We start from the raw sequence: 13,786 nt of genomic DNA on the forward strand, positions 1-13,786 counted from the left end.
GCCACCTGACGGAACAAGATATGAACAGCTACGGACTCTTTCTATTGTTTGCCACCCTGACCATTTTGAGTCCGGGGCCTGGCGTGGTCCTGACCCTGTCCAACGCGGTGCGCCACGGCTGGACCGGGGCCGTGCCGGGCATTCTGGGGATCGCGTCGGGTGCGTTTATCGTCGCCGCCATCAGCGCCACCAGTGTCGGCCTGATCCTCAGCACCTCCGCCAACGCCTTTACCGCGTTGAAATACGCAGGGGCCGCCTATTTGTTGTACCTGGGTTACAAGAGCTGGCGCTCGGCGGGTATCAATACGCTGCTTGAAACGCGCCCCTCAAGCCCGGGCTACCGCTTCCTCGAAGCGGCTTCGATCCAGTTCTTGAACCCCAAGGCGGTGTTTTTCTTTCTGGCGGTGTTCCCGCAATTCATCGACACCTCAGCGCACTTCTCCACCCAGTTTTTCAAACTGGTCGCTTCCTATGGCGTACTGGTGATCCTCGTGCATGGCAGCTATGCCTTGCTCGCCAATGCCGCCAAAGGCTGGTTGTCGAGCCCGAAGGGTTCCTGGCTGGCGGCGAAGGTCTCGGGTGTGACCTTCGCCGGTTTCGGCGTGCTGATGGCCTCGGCCAGTCGCTAAGGCGCAGAACCGGCGTTCGCGCGACGCCGGGGCTCGGCGAATGCGGGTTGTGCTGTCGATACCTGAATCGGCAGTTCAACAGCGAACCGGATGCTGAGTTCCTTGCGCCCCGTCGCCGTCAACGTCAGCGCGCGGCTGTCCAGGTCTTGAGTCACCCATTTGCGCGTGATCGCCGTTTGCAACAACGCCGCCCCCAACGAACCACCCAGATGCGGGCGGCGCATGCTCCAGTCCAGGCACGGGCAGGCAAAACGGCGGCGCATCGCGGTTAAATCCTTGACCTCGATACCCAACCCTTCAAACAACACCTCACCGCTGTCGCTCAGCTGATAGACCTGTTCATCGGTTTCCAGCAGCCACCCCGCTTCGATCATCCGGTCATGCAGCAGCACCGCCAGCGTGCCGGCCATGTGGTCGTAGCACGTGCGGGCGAATTGCAGGCGATCCGGGGTGCGCGAATTGAAGGTCGGCGCAGCGTTCTGGCCGATCACCATCAACGCTTCCAGCGCCTGGGCGACGCGCCTGTCCGTCAGGCTGTAATAGCGATGTCGGCCCTGTACGTGCAGCCGCACCAGCGCCAACTCCTTGAGTTTGGCCAGGTGCGCGCTGGCGGTGGAGGCACTGACTTCGGCAATCGCCGCCAACTCGGTGCTGGTGCGGGCGTGGCCGTCCATCAGCGAACAGAGGATTTTCGTCCGGGCCGGTTCCGCGATGGCCGCGGCCACGTGAGAGACGCCGATGTCGTGCTGTTCTACGTTCATATTTCGCTCCCGGACGAATCAAGGCCCTTTCGAACTGGAGATAGTAGCAACACTTTTCCAAGCACAAACAAGGCTGCGACCCATGGACCCGATCATCGCTGCGACTCATGCCGATCCTTATCCCTATTACGCGCAACTGCGTTCGGAGGGCGGGTTGGTTTTTCACCAAGGACTGAACGTGTGGGTGGCAAGTAGCGCCCGAGCCGTTGCGGCCGTGCTGGCGCATCCTGACTGTCATGTCCGGCCGTCCCACGAACCGGTGCCCAAGGCGATTGTTGGCGGGATGGCCGGCAAGGTCTTCGGTCAGTTGATGCGGATGAATGAGGGCGAACGGCAGCGCTGCCCGAGGTCGGCGATTCAGCCAGGGTTGGCGTCGATTGATGCCGATGAAGTCAATGCGCTGGTTGGCGCTCGCCTGATCACTGCGGGCGCTGATGGGTTGTGCAAGGCGATGTTTCGCGGGCCGGTGTGCGTGGTGGCTGCATTGCTGGGGTTCTCGCCGGCTCAGGGCCGGGCTATCAGCGAGCTGACCGGGGACTTCGTCGCGTGCCTGTCGCCCCTTGGCGATCAGGCGCAACGGGACGCAGCGAACGTTGCGGCGGAACACTTGAGCGGCTATTTCGTTGAGCTGCTGGATGACCCGAGCAATCAGAGCACCCTGCTCGCCGGAATCCGCCAGCGCTTCGCGGCAACCTCTGGCGACGCTGAAACGTTGATCGCCAACCTGATCGGGCTGTTTTCCCAGACCTATGAAGCCACCGCCGGGCTGATCGGCAATGCGTTGTTGGCGTTGATTCGAAACCCGTCGCTGCACAGCGAATCGACACCGGTTGACGACTTGATCGCTGAAGTTCAGCGCTTCGATCCGTCGGTGCAGAACACCCGCCGGTTTGTCGCTGTGCCTTGTGAAATTGAAGGGGTAAGCCTGAACCCCGGCGACGTGATTCTGGTGCTGCTGGCTTCGGCCAATCGTGATCCGCAGCTCAATGACCATCCCGACGTCTTTCTTCTTGATCGTCCAGACCGGCGCAGCTTCACCTTTGGTGCGGGTCGGCATCAATGTCCGGGGCAGACATTGGCCCTAAGCATTGCCAGCGCTACGTTGAAGGAGATTCTGACGATGAAGCCTGCTTTGGATCGCCTGACCTGGCATTACCGGCCTTCGCTGAACGGGCGTATTCCGCTGTTTAGCGATTTGCCGTAAGACCGATCAGCGTCCAGAGGTTGCCTTCGTGAATCATGGAGGCATTGCCATCCCGATCCACCCGATAACCGCTGTAGCCATGAGCAATCCCGTTGGCCGTGACCTGCTCCAGCAACTCGAAACCCTGCTGAAAAATCCGCCTCCGCAACGGTCACGCCAGTCGCTGCGCAACAAAATCGATAAAGGCTTTCAACTTCGGCAGTGACTTTCGCGAGCGTGGATACACCATCTGTACCGGCTTGGGTGGCGGCGCATAGGCGTCCAGGATCCGCACGAGTTCGCCTTTGGCCAACGCGGCCGACACCAGGAAATCGGGCTGCATCAAAATCCCCTCTCCGGCCACGGCCGCCTGCAGCAGCACTTGACCGTCATTGCTTTTCAGCACCGCTCCTTCGGGCCAGGGAACCTCGCTAGCGCCGTTTTGCAAAGGCCAGGCGAACCGGTTGTTCCAGGACGTGTGAGTGAGGATTCGGTGTCGGTGCAGGTCTTCGGGGGACTGAGGTTCCTGCCATTTTTCCAGATACCGGGGCGATGCGCAGATCACCATTTGATACGGTGGCAATGGCTTGGCCAGCAGATTCACGCCGATCAGTTCGGAGATCCTGAACGCCAGATCGAATGAGGTCTCGTACAGGTCCACCACTTCGTTGCTCAGAATCAGCTCGACCTGGATCTGCGGATAACACTGCATGAACGCCGACACCAGAGGACCGACCAAAGACACGCCGAGGGTCATCGGTGCGGTGATTCGCAACAAGCCACTGGGCTCCGGGTTCGACGCCTCCACCCGGCTGAATGCATACTTCACCTGCTCCAGCGCCCGCTTGGCTTCTTCATAAAACAACCGCCCTTCCCCGGTGATGGATTGCCGTCGGGTGGTGCGTTGAATGAGCTGGGTGTTGAGGGTTTTCTCCAGGCTCTGGATATGCCGTCCAACCATGACTGCCGACATTCCGATGTCACTGGCCGCATCGGCAAAGCTGCCCGCCTCGACCACGGCGACGAAAACTTCCATTTGCCTGAGTTTGCTCATGACCATGCCTTGTGAAGGGAGGAAACGGAACGCTTGATTAAATACATCAGGTTAAAGGAGTAATAACCGGCAATGCGTTTATCACGAGAGCCGTTCTCCCTAGAGTCACATGATTAAAGGTGAACAACGAGGCTCCATCGATGCAAACCCTTCTGGACACGTCACTGAGTTCTTTTGCGCGGGCCGACCTCCTGCAAGGCTCCACGCCCATTCAGCGCGCCGAACGCCTCGAACACCTGCTGGGCTTGAAGCCACAGGGAATCGGCCTGTTTCTCAAACGCGACGATCATATGCTGATTGGCGGCGGCGGTAACAAACTGCGCAAACTCGAGTTCCACATCGGCGCAGCGCTGGCGGCCGGAGTCGACACGGTGATCACTGTGGGCGGCATTCAGTCCAACCATGCGCGCCTGACCGCCGCGGTGTGTGCTCGCCTGGGCCTTGCCTGTGGACTGATCCTGACCCGCGCGGTACCCAAAAACGATGTGGATTACGAACTCAACGGCAATGTTCTGCTCGACCAGTTGTTCGGCGCTCAGCTGCAGGTGCTTGCCGGGGGCAGCAACTCACTCGCCGTCGCCGAAACACGGGCCACGCAACTTCGGGATTCAGGGCGCAACGTGCTGGTGATTCCTACGGGTGGCTCAACGCCGCTGGGCAGTCTCGGGTATGCGCGCTGCGCAGCGGAGATCGCACAGCAAGAGACGGAACTCGGCCTCACCTTCAATCAGGTCGTGGTGCCCAACGGCAGCGCCGGCACCCACGCCGGGCTCGCGGCCGGCTTCCAGCTGCTGGGCCGAGGCACCTCGATCGTCAAGTCCTATTCGGTTTTGTCCGATCGAGACACGTCAGCGGCCAGAACCCGGCAATTGACCCAGGACGCACTGGCGCTGTTGGGCAGTAGCGCCGTCGTTCAAGCTGAAGAGATCGCCATCGACGGCAGTCAGTTGGGCGACGGTTACGGTCTGCCAACGCCAGCCATGCAGGAAGCAGTGCGCCTGATGGCTCGCGCCGAAGGCCTGTTGATCGACCCGGTGTACTCCGGCAAAGCGTTCGCTGGACTGTTGGCTGATCTCAGGCACGGACGTTACCGTTCTGGCGACAACGTGCTGTTCGTGATGACCGGCGGAACACCGGGTTTGTATGCCTATCGGGAGACCTTTCAGTCTTAGCGGTTAATCATCCCGCGTGAGCACTTCCAGCAATTCATAGAGTTTCAGACCCGTCCTACATCTATCAAATGTCCTTTGATATAGCGTCCGCATCGTTTTCAAAAGATGAAACAAGGACGCTCATGTCTCGCAAAACAGGCATACCCAGGATTCAAAACCCACCGTCCGGCGACGGGCACCACGTCACCAGCCGCTACATGAACGCCACCGAACTGGCAGAGCGGGAAGCCAGACAAAAAACATATGACGACATGTTGGCCCGACAACAGGTATATGAAGACCGTGTCATAAGGCAACCTCAGCAACATGACCAGCCCAGCTCCATGGGTTGCGTATTCGCCAAAAGCTGCAACCTCCCCGACGGCGTAATCAACCACGACAATCCAACCGGGTTTGTCCCGGTCGAGAAATTGGCCGACTACGGAAAATTCTCGCTTTTAGGTGGCAGTGAAAGGGATGAAGCAGGAAACATACCTCTCAAAAAAATCAGTGGTAGCGCATTACCTCGCTCATTCGGAACACTGATTTTGGGTGGCGTAGGAGCTGCTGGCTCCGGGGCGGCTGCAAGCGGTGCAGGGGTAGTGACGGCTGGTGTTGTTGCTGGCGCTTTGGCGGGAGTCGTTGCGTTGCTCTGGCCATCGACGCTCGGGGACAGTTCCCTGTATTCGGAAGAACAGCTCAAATCACTCAAAGAAGGTCGCACCCGAGTTCGCCTGCATATTGAACAACAGGCCGATGGCACCTTGAAGGCATACGGATACAACACTCAAAAGCGCAGCGACTGGGAAATGATTCCTGTCGTGCAGTTCGTAGCTCAAGGCTCTCAGCAAGTGGCTGACTTTGGTAACGGGGCAACGCTGATATGGACGCCAGCCGTAGATCCGTCGAGCACTTCGGGAATCCCGCCGCTAGAAGGAGCTCCACAAGCTCCGCAAATCTGGATTTATCCGCCTACACCAGCGGCTGACAACATCATTGTTAACCCGATCTACCCGCCTGAGTACAAGGACTTCATCCTTGTTTTCCCGGCTGATTCCGGTATCAATCCTCTCTATATTGTCTTGGCACTGGAGTTCGATGCAGCCAGTTACCATGGTAAAACGGATACACCAGTCAAAAGTAAGGGCCCCTCCAATGGACAAGAAGCATTGGAGAACTCAGTGCAGGTGAAACCTACGTCACCACGCAGAATCGGCGTCGATCCAGACACAAATGAGCTTGTTGTCTTTGACCGTACGGGAGGGGATGTCTACCACGGCCACGTCAGGCCATGGGATAAACTCCACCAAGATATGAAAAATGCTCTGATCAAAGCTAAGAAAGTAGACAACAAGGGCAATATTCTGGGAGTTAAAAAGTGAGCCTTCACTATCAAGATCCATCAATGAGCCATGATGAAGCGACGACGCTTCTTGCAAGCGGCGTGGATACGAACATTACTGCAGCATTGATTTCCATCGGTCTGAATGAAGCTGACAGCACCTGGGCTCAGAACACTTGCCTTAAATACCTCGCAAGTGAGACCGAATCAGTTGCAGCATCCGCCATCACGGCTCTTGGTCATCTCGCTCGCCGTCATGGCGAACTGGATAAGAAAACGGTGCTGGCGACACTCGAAAAGGTGAAAAACAAATTCCCTTCCCTTGAAGGAATTATTGCGGACACGCTTGACGATATTGACGCATTCACCTGATCCGCCGGGGACCTCGAACGCACGAACATTATGACGAGGGGGCTGCCCTCGTCATAAAGCTGGTTTCAACTCACGCATCAATCATCCCGCGTCAGCACTTCCAGCAACTCAATCTCGAAAATCAGGCTCGAATTCGGCGTGATCTTGCCCATGGTCCGTTCACCGTAGGCCAGATGCGCCGGCACCAACAACTTGCGCTTGCCGCCGACCTGCATGCCCATAATCCCTTGATCCCAACCCTTGATCACCCGCCCCGTGCCAATCACGCACTGGAAAGGTTTACCCCGGCTGTAGGAAGAATCGAATTCAGTCCCGTCTTCCAACCAGCCGCGGTATTGGGTGGTAATCAGCGCGCCTTTGACGGCGGCTTTGCCGTCGCCTGGCTCAAGGTCAATGATTTGCAACTCGTCGTTCATGATTCCTACTCGTTCACTGTCGCCCAGTGATTGGGGCGCGGACGGAGGTTTTCGCAGAAACCGGCGCGCAAGGCAATCCATGGAACCGAAAGACCGCCATCCGGCTCACATGAATAACGACTTCGTATTCAGGAAAGGATGCTCTGATGACCGACTCATCACCGCCGTATAGTTTCACCCCGCCCTACATCCTCAACCGAATTGCGACACGGCTGGTCTGAAGTGGGCGTCGACCTGACGCCGGAGGAACAATGAAAACCTTGCCAACACTGGACGATAACGCGGTGGTCTGCGTCTCCCGCCAGGGCGGCTTAGCGGCAATCCACACCTTGACCCGCCCCCGAGAGATCGAATTCGCCCAATGCAATGCCGACCAACGCACCCGCATTTGTTCGTTGCTCGAGGGTTGCCTGCTGATGACGAGTTCATCCGCCGGTCGTGGCGATCAGCGTTTCTATCAAATCGAAGTGCGCTACCGCAGCGGCGAACAGGACGAGCGGATGGTGATGAAGGTGCCTGAAGATCAGGCGCCAGGGGAATTGGTGCATTTGTGGGACAAAGGTGAACTGCTATAAGTTGGGCGCCCCTCGTAATAGGGGCTGATGATCGAGGGCCGTGTGAACTAACATAGGCACACCTCTCCCGATACGGCTGATACGCCACGATGGCGAAACCTGAATGAATGTGGACTGGACCAGCGCCGCCCTCGGCTCAGTGATGCTAGCCCTGATCGTCGCGTTGATCGGTCGCGAGCGCTCGCTGCAAAAGCAGCTGGCGGAGTATCGCGTGCTGATCACCAGCCTGACTGACGGACAAAATATCCATCAGGACGGTGACGCCGAACGCTTCAAGCGCAGCCAGTACTTCGCCCGTATCGGCACGTGGGACTGGGACGTCGACACCGACAAGCTCTACTGGTCGGACGCGATCTACGGCATGTTCGGCTTCAAGATCGACGAAGTAACGCCTTCCTACGCGCTGTTTTGCTCATGTGTTCACCCGGACGACCGGGCCAGGGTCCGGGCCGGGGAATTGCGTTGCCTGGCAACCGGCGACAACCATGACGAGGAATATCGGGTGGTCTGGCCCGACGGCACGATCCGCTGGCTTCGGGAAACCGGGAATGTGGTCAAGAACGACCACGATGCAACGATCAAGATGATGGGCGTGGTACGCGATATCACCGAGGAAAAAGCCTCCGCCAGCTACCTGCAACACTTGGCCCACTTCGACCCGCTGACCGGTCTGCCCAATCGTCTGGTGCTCGAGGAGCGTCTGTCCGAAGCACTGGAACAGGCGCGCATCAGCGCTACAAGGGTTGCGCTGGTGTTTGTCGACCTCAATGGTTTCAAGGCCATCAACGACCATTACGGCCATGCCGCCGGCGACCGGGTACTGATCACCACCGCCACCCGACTGAAGAAAATCCTGCGTTCAACCGATACCGTCGCCCGGATCGGTGGCGACGAGTTTGTAGTCATCCTTCAAGGCCTGCCCCAGGGCAACAGCCTGCAAGACGAAGCTCGCAGCATCTGCCAGAAAATCTTCGTCGAACTGTCACCACCGGTGACCATCGGTAATGATCAACGACACATCGGCACTAGCCTTGGGGTCGCGGTGTTCCCGGACCATGCGCCGAGCATGGACCGGTTGATTCATATTGCGGACCTGGCGATGTATGAGGCGAAGCGCAGTGGGAATAATCAGTATCGGTTGGGTGAACAATCGATGAGCCATAGCCGGGTTGATTGACCCGTTCAGTCCTTGCGCTGGCCGAAAGGAATGCCGTTGAAGGTGTGGGTGCAGCAATGGCAGTAAGGCGTCATGCGCTCGGCTGTCAGCTCAGGATTGACGATCCGCAAACGCCCCTGATCATCGACATACAAGCCGCTGAAGTAGCTCGAATCTCCCAATCGGACCTGCTCCTGCCTTTCGCTCTCATGCAGGGCCACCATCCAGAACACCGGTTCAGGCCGATCGAGGCGAGTAACTGCTTCGCTGAAAACCTCATCCCATTGCCTACCGACGCGGGACAACAGAAACCGGAACAACGGCGTGTAATCGAATCCGTGCCGGCGAGTTCCATGCATCGAACCCCGTGATGCATCGTTGTTGATTTCATTCTTGGTATTGCGCTGATGCCGGTAATGCCCGGTAATTTCGTTACGCCAGACACCCCAAGTGCGGGTATTGACCTTGCGGTAGAGGGGTTTCTTTTCCAACGGTAGCTCCTGACATCCAGTCAATGAAATCGCCGCCGAGCTTTACCGGAACCGCACGCGATTTCAATCAGCCTTCAATGGCTAAATATTGCTGGCGGTTTAACGCTCCACCGGAGTGATATCCACAATCGTTCCGTTGGTAATCATCACCATCATGTACTTGTCATTGATCTGCACCCACTGCGCCTGAGCCTTCGGGGCTTTCAGGCCTTTCTGCTTCCAGTTGGTCAAAGCTTTTTCGCTGCGCTGGTACACGTCCGGGGCGCGGTCACCGACCACTAACTTCCGGGTTTTGTTGACCCCGGGTTGAACGGTTTTTTGCTGTGGGTCATCCGCTTGAACGATTGGGCTGATACCGGCAATGCCTGCGACAACGGCGAGGCTGGCGATAAGGGTTTTGTTGTTCATCGGTGAACCTCCAGTAAATTCGTGGTACCCGATCTGGGACCGCAGTGACGCCCAATCATTCGAAAAAACGTCATCTAGGGACTGCCCGATGCCGCCGCTGCCGGGCACATCGCTGAGGCTCAATGCCGAAAATTCGAATCCAGGATCAAGCGAAGCGACCGGTAGCAGCCAAGTCCGCTGATTTCAGCTAACATCCCGCGCCCCATCCCGCACGCTGATAAGGACATCACATGGCAGCTTCCAGCGCCGTTATTCTGGTCATTCTGGCTATTTTCATTCTCTATGCCATTGGCGTCTTCAACGCCTTGGTCGCCCGCCGCAACCAATTCAAGAATGCCTTCGCCCAAGTGGAAGTTCAGCTCAAGCGTCGCTACGATCTGATCCCCAACTTGGTGGAAACCGCCAAGGGCTATCTGGCCCACGAGCGCGGCACCCTTGAAGCCGTCATCGCCGCGCGCAACACCGCACTGGCCGGACTCCAGGCCGCCCAGGCAGAACCGGGTGATGCGGGCAGCATCGCGCAACTTAGCCTGGCGGATGGTGCGCTCAATAGCGCCATGGGGCGCCTGAACGTAACGATGGAGGCTTATCCCGATCTCAAGGGCTCGCAGAACATGCAGCAGCTCAGTGAAGAGTTGAGCAGCACCGAAAACAAGGTGGCGTTCGCCCGTCAGGCGTTCAACGATGCGGTGATGGCCTACAACACGCTCAAGCAGAGCTTCCCGGCTGTGCTGCTGGCCGCCACCTTCGGCCATGGCGCCGACGCCAGCCTGCTGGAATTTGCCGACAGCGCGGTGATTCAGGACGCTCCGAAAGTTTCTTTTTGACGCCCCTTATCCACGGACGGCCCCATGAATTTCTTTGAACAACAGCGCCAGGCCAAGCGCCGCACCGTGCTGCTCGTAATATTGATGACCCTGGCCGTGTTCAGCCTGATCGCCATCACCTGCCTGGCATTGACCCTACCAATGGAAGAAGTCCCCTACGTCCTGCGGCAATACCTGACCCTGGACTTGCGGCTCGTCACGGTGGTTTCGGCGGTCGTATTGGGCATTGTGCTGCTGGGCAGTGTGGCGAAATATTCCGAGCTCGCCACAGGCGGTAAAGTGGTCGCCCGGCGCCTCGGGGGCCGCTTGATCAACCACAGTGCAAGCACCCTGGAAGAACAGCGCCTGCTCAACGTGGTTGAAGAAATGGCGCTCGCCTCGGGCACCGTTGTGCCGTCGGTGTACCTGCTGCCGGAGCCCGGCATCAACGCCTTCGTCGCCGGTTTCACGCCTCAGGATGCCGTCATCGGCGTCACGCAGGGGGCGATCTCGCTGCTCTCGCGTGATGAGTTGCAAGGCGTGATCGCCCACGAATTCAGCCACATCTACAACGGCGATATGCGCCTCAATACCCGACTGATCGCCATCGTCCACGGGATTCTGGTGCTGGGCCTGACGGGCGGTTACATTTTGCGCAAGCTGGAAGACGTCGACAAAGTGGCGCCCCGCCGCTTGATAATGGTGCCTTTCGTCGTGGGCATGGTGCTGTGTGTGGTCGGGTTTGCCGGAAGCTTTTTTGGCAATCTGATCAAGGCATCCGTAAGCCGACAACGAGAATTCCTGGCCGATGCGACTGCGGTGCAGTTCACCCGAAACCCGCAAAGCATTAGCGGCGCGTTGAAAAAGATCGGCGGGTATGAACAGGGGTCGAACATCAAGGCGACCCGTGCCGCCGAATTCAGTCACTTGTACTTTGGCGCCGGCGTGTCGACGGCGATAGGTGGCATGTTGGCCACCCACCCTGAACTGAGTGAGCGCATCCGGCGCATTGATGCGCATTGGGACGGCAGCTTCCCGACAATCGAAGCACCGGCGCTGGCTGCGATGGACGTCGCAACGGTGTTGCCGCTGTCTGACGCCTTCAGTGATTTGCCCGCTGCCGCCACAGCGGTGCTCTACGACGTCCGCGCAGTGCAGGAATCGATCGCGATGATCGGCTCCCCACAGCCCGAGCACATCACCGAGGCTCGCCGGTTGCTGGAAGATATTCCGCAGGCGCTCAAACTCGCGGCTCGCAGTACCGACGGCGCCGAGGCGTTGCTCTATGGCCTGGTGTTATCGCCTTCCACGCCAGTGCTGGCGATGCAGCTCGAGACGCTGCAGCCACAGGTCGACAGCACGGTGTTCAATACCTTGGACCTGTTGCGCGAATCGCTCTCGACCCTAAACCCAGGATTGCGTTTGCCGCTGCTGGATCTGGCGATACCGAGCCTCAAGCAGCTCGGCAAAAAAACCTTTGCGGCGGTGAAACGTAACTTGAACCTGCTGATTGAAGCCGACCACGACATCGATTTGCTGGAGTGGACCCTTCTGCGTATCGTCGAGCGCAATGTTGATGGCGCGCCCGCCGTTCAATTCAAGTTCGGTTTGTTCCAGTGCGCCGATGAACTCACCGTACTGCTGGGTACCCTGGCCAACGCGGGCCAGCCAGACCCTAAAAACGCTTTAGCAGCCCTTGAATACGCTTGGGAAGGCCTGCCGTTCGAACGCGGGCACGAACTGCCGAGCGAACTGGAAAACCTCGAAGCGGCACTCAAGCGACTGCGTCACCTGATGCCTGAGGAAAAGCCCGCCCTGCTCAACGCCTTGGTTCGCTGCGTGGAGCATGACGGCAAGGTCACCGTGGCGGAAGCGCAATTGATGCGGGCGATCGCAGACCTGCTGGACTGCCCCATGCCGCCTGTGCTGTTTGCGCAACACGAAATCGCACCAACGACTACAGCTTGAGCCTCACGCCTGCGCACTCGTATTGATCCGTTTCACACATCAATGCATGCCAACAATGCAATTAACATATCGATCCCCCTGCTCCACTATCCGCCCCAATAAGAACCGTGCGCCGCGTCCAGGCGGTGCACGTCATAAAAGCGGTGGAGTACACGTCTATGACAGCATCAACCCAACGGCCCGCGACTTCCGGTCGCTCCCGGGCCAGTGCGATTTTCCGGGTCACCTCGGGCAACTTCCTCGAACAATTCGACTTCTTCCTGTTCGGCTTTTACGCCACGCAGATCGCTGCCGTGTTCTTCCCGGCCAGCAGTGAGTTCGCCTCGCTGATGATGACCTTCGCGGTGTTCGGCGCAGGCTTTCTGATGCGACCGTTGGGCGCCGTGGTACTGGGCGCCTACATCGATGATGTGGGTCGGCGCAAAGGGTTGATCGTCACTTTGTCGATCATGGCCAGCGGCACGATTTTGATCGTGCTGGTGCCGGGCTATGAAACCATCGGGTTGTTCGCCCCGGCCATCGTGTTGATCGGCCGCTTGCTGCAAGGCTTCTCGGCTGGCGCAGAAATGGGTGGCGTCTCGGTGTACCTCTCGGAGATCGCCACGCCCGGCAACAAAGGCTTCTTCACCAGTTGGCAGTCGGCCAGCCAGCAAGTGGCGATCATTGTCGCGGCGGCGTTGGGCTATGGCCTGAACCAATGGATGGCGCCAGCGATGATTGCCGACTGGGGCTGGCGAATTCCGTTTTTCGTCGGTTGCATGATCGTGCCGTTCATTTTTTTCCTGCGCCGCAACCTTGAGGAAACCGAAGCGTTCGCCGCCCGAAAACACCGCCCGAGCATGGGCGATGTATTTCGCACATTGGCGCAGAACTGGGTGATCGTGTTCGCCGGGATGATGATGGTTGCCCTGACCACCACCGCGTTTTACCTGATCACCGTGTACGCACCGACCTTCGGCAAGACCGTGCTGCACCTGAGCACGTCTGATGCGCTGCTGGTGACCTTGCTGGTGGGCGTTTCGAACTTCTTCTGGCTGCCGATGGGTGGCGCGCTGTCCGACCGCATCGGCCGTCGTCCGGTGCTGATTGCCATGGCCCTGCTGACCTTGGCCACGGCGTATCCGGCACTGACCTATCTGGTGCAGGCGCCAAGCTTCATCAACATGCTGTTGGTGCTGCTGTGGTTGTCGTTCATTTACGGTTTGTACAACGGCGCGATGATTGCCGCGCTGACGGAAATCATGCCGGTCGAAGTTCGGGTTGCCGGTTTTTCCCTGGCTTATAGCCTGGCCACGGCGGTATTCGGTGGTTTCACCCCGGCGATATCGACCTTCCTCATCCAGTACACCGGCGACAAGGCTGCGCCCGGTTACTGGATGAGTTTTGCCGCGCTCTGTGCCCTGTGCGCGACGCTGTATCTCTATCGCCGTTCGACCGGTCGCCTGCAATCGGCGATGTCCTGAAGCCTTCCAGA

15 protein-coding genes and 1 pseudogene are annotated in these 13,786 nt (G+C 58.5%); 10 read left to right on the forward strand and 6 right to left on the reverse strand.

Annotated elements, in window-relative coordinates; all coding sequences use genetic code 11:
* Positions 1–20 precede the first annotated feature (20 nt).
* Positions 21–629: a LysE family translocator gene (locus KGB03_RS04820; protein WP_111452203.1), complete on the forward strand. Its 609-nt coding sequence runs from the start codon at positions 21–23 to the stop codon at positions 627–629.
* Here the strand turns inward: KGB03_RS04820 and KGB03_RS04825 are convergent.
* A complete protein-coding gene (locus tag KGB03_RS04825; protein ID WP_223526471.1) occupies positions 626–1,390 on the reverse strand; it encodes an ArsR/SmtB family transcription factor in 765 nt (254 codons plus the stop codon). The two genes, KGB03_RS04820 and KGB03_RS04825, sit on opposite strands and share 4 nt — an antisense overlap.
* Before the next feature lie 82 nt (positions 1,391–1,472).
* Here KGB03_RS04825 and KGB03_RS04830 point away from each other — a divergent pair, with 82 nt between their 5' ends.
* Positions 1,473–2,594 (forward strand): cytochrome P450, encoded by a 1,122-nt coding sequence (locus KGB03_RS04830; protein ID WP_223526472.1) that lies wholly within the window; start codon positions 1,473–1,475, stop codon positions 2,592–2,594.
* Positions 2,595–2,598: 4 nt separating this feature from the next.
* Here the strand turns inward: KGB03_RS04830 and KGB03_RS04835 are convergent.
* Positions 2,599–2,709: pseudogene (locus KGB03_RS04835) on the reverse strand (MEKHLA domain-containing protein); the annotation flags it as partial.
* Positions 2,710–2,745: 36 nt separating this feature from the next.
* Positions 2,746–3,627: a LysR substrate-binding domain-containing protein gene (locus KGB03_RS04840; protein ID WP_218537834.1), complete on the reverse strand. Its 882-nt coding sequence runs from the start codon at positions 3,625–3,627 to the stop codon at positions 2,746–2,748.
* 140 nt (positions 3,628–3,767) lie between these two features.
* On the opposite strand from KGB03_RS04840, the gene KGB03_RS04845 reads away from it, so the two are divergent.
* From KGB03_RS04845 to KGB03_RS04855, 3 genes are all read left to right on the forward strand, one after another.
* Positions 3,768–4,799, forward strand: a complete 1,032-nt coding sequence (locus KGB03_RS04845) for a D-cysteine desulfhydrase family protein (protein ID WP_218537833.1) — start codon at positions 3,768–3,770, stop codon at positions 4,797–4,799.
* A 122-nt stretch (positions 4,800–4,921) separates the two neighbouring features.
* Entirely contained in the window at positions 4,922–6,160 is a 1,239-nt protein-coding gene (locus KGB03_RS04850) for an S-type pyocin domain-containing protein (protein ID WP_223526474.1), read from the forward strand.
* A 23-nt stretch (positions 6,161–6,183) separates the two neighbouring features.
* Positions 6,184–6,492 carry a hypothetical protein gene (locus KGB03_RS04855; RefSeq protein WP_223526475.1) on the forward strand — a complete coding sequence of 103 codons (309 nt, stop codon included), beginning with the start codon at positions 6,184–6,186 and terminating at the stop codon, positions 6,490–6,492.
* A 77-nt stretch (positions 6,493–6,569) separates the two neighbouring features.
* Here the strand turns inward: KGB03_RS04855 and KGB03_RS04860 are convergent, their stop codons facing one another.
* The gene (locus KGB03_RS04860) at positions 6,570–6,908 is read right to left on the reverse strand and encodes an FKBP-type peptidyl-prolyl cis-trans isomerase (RefSeq protein WP_223526476.1); all 339 of its coding nucleotides are present in this window, start codon (positions 6,906–6,908) and stop codon (positions 6,570–6,572) included.
* Between the two features lie 251 nt (positions 6,909–7,159).
* Between KGB03_RS04860 and KGB03_RS04865 the strand changes: the two genes are divergently transcribed.
* The gene (locus tag KGB03_RS04865) at positions 7,160–7,483 is read left to right on the forward strand and encodes a protealysin inhibitor emfourin (RefSeq protein ID WP_223526477.1); all 324 of its coding nucleotides are present in this window, start codon (positions 7,160–7,162) and stop codon (positions 7,481–7,483) included.
* A 103-nt stretch (positions 7,484–7,586) separates the two neighbouring features.
* The gene (locus tag KGB03_RS04870; RefSeq protein ID WP_218537829.1) at positions 7,587–8,660 is read left to right on the forward strand and encodes a sensor domain-containing diguanylate cyclase; all 1,074 of its coding nucleotides are present in this window, start codon (positions 7,587–7,589) and stop codon (positions 8,658–8,660) included.
* Positions 8,661–8,665: 5 nt separating this feature from the next.
* Here KGB03_RS04870 and KGB03_RS04875 read toward each other — a convergent pair whose 3' ends face one another.
* The gene (locus KGB03_RS04875; protein ID WP_218537828.1) at positions 8,666–9,130 is read right to left on the reverse strand and encodes a hypothetical protein; all 465 of its coding nucleotides are present in this window, start codon (positions 9,128–9,130) and stop codon (positions 8,666–8,668) included.
* 99 nt (positions 9,131–9,229) lie between these two features.
* Positions 9,230–9,538, reverse strand: a complete 309-nt coding sequence (locus KGB03_RS04880; RefSeq protein WP_223526478.1) for an RcnB family protein — start codon at positions 9,536–9,538, stop codon at positions 9,230–9,232.
* Positions 9,539–9,768: 230 nt separating this feature from the next.
* Here KGB03_RS04880 and KGB03_RS04885 point away from each other — a divergent pair, with 230 nt between their 5' ends.
* The 3 genes from KGB03_RS04885 (at position 9,769) to KGB03_RS04895 (ending at position 13,775) form a co-directional block, all read left to right on the forward strand.
* The gene (locus tag KGB03_RS04885; RefSeq protein ID WP_223526479.1) at positions 9,769–10,365 is read left to right on the forward strand and encodes a LemA family protein; all 597 of its coding nucleotides are present in this window, start codon (positions 9,769–9,771) and stop codon (positions 10,363–10,365) included.
* 24 nt (positions 10,366–10,389) lie between these two features.
* The gene (locus KGB03_RS04890; RefSeq protein ID WP_218537825.1) at positions 10,390–12,312 is read left to right on the forward strand and encodes a M48 family metallopeptidase; all 1,923 of its coding nucleotides are present in this window, start codon (positions 10,390–10,392) and stop codon (positions 12,310–12,312) included.
* 158 nt (positions 12,313–12,470) lie between these two features.
* The gene (locus KGB03_RS04895; protein ID WP_218537824.1) at positions 12,471–13,775 is read left to right on the forward strand and encodes an MFS transporter; all 1,305 of its coding nucleotides are present in this window, start codon (positions 12,471–12,473) and stop codon (positions 13,773–13,775) included.
* Positions 13,776–13,786 lie beyond the last annotated feature (11 nt).

It is taken from the genome of Pseudomonas sp. BF-B-26 (assembly GCF_019956495.1).
Lineage (GTDB): Bacteria > Pseudomonadota > Gammaproteobacteria > Pseudomonadales > Pseudomonadaceae > Aquipseudomonas.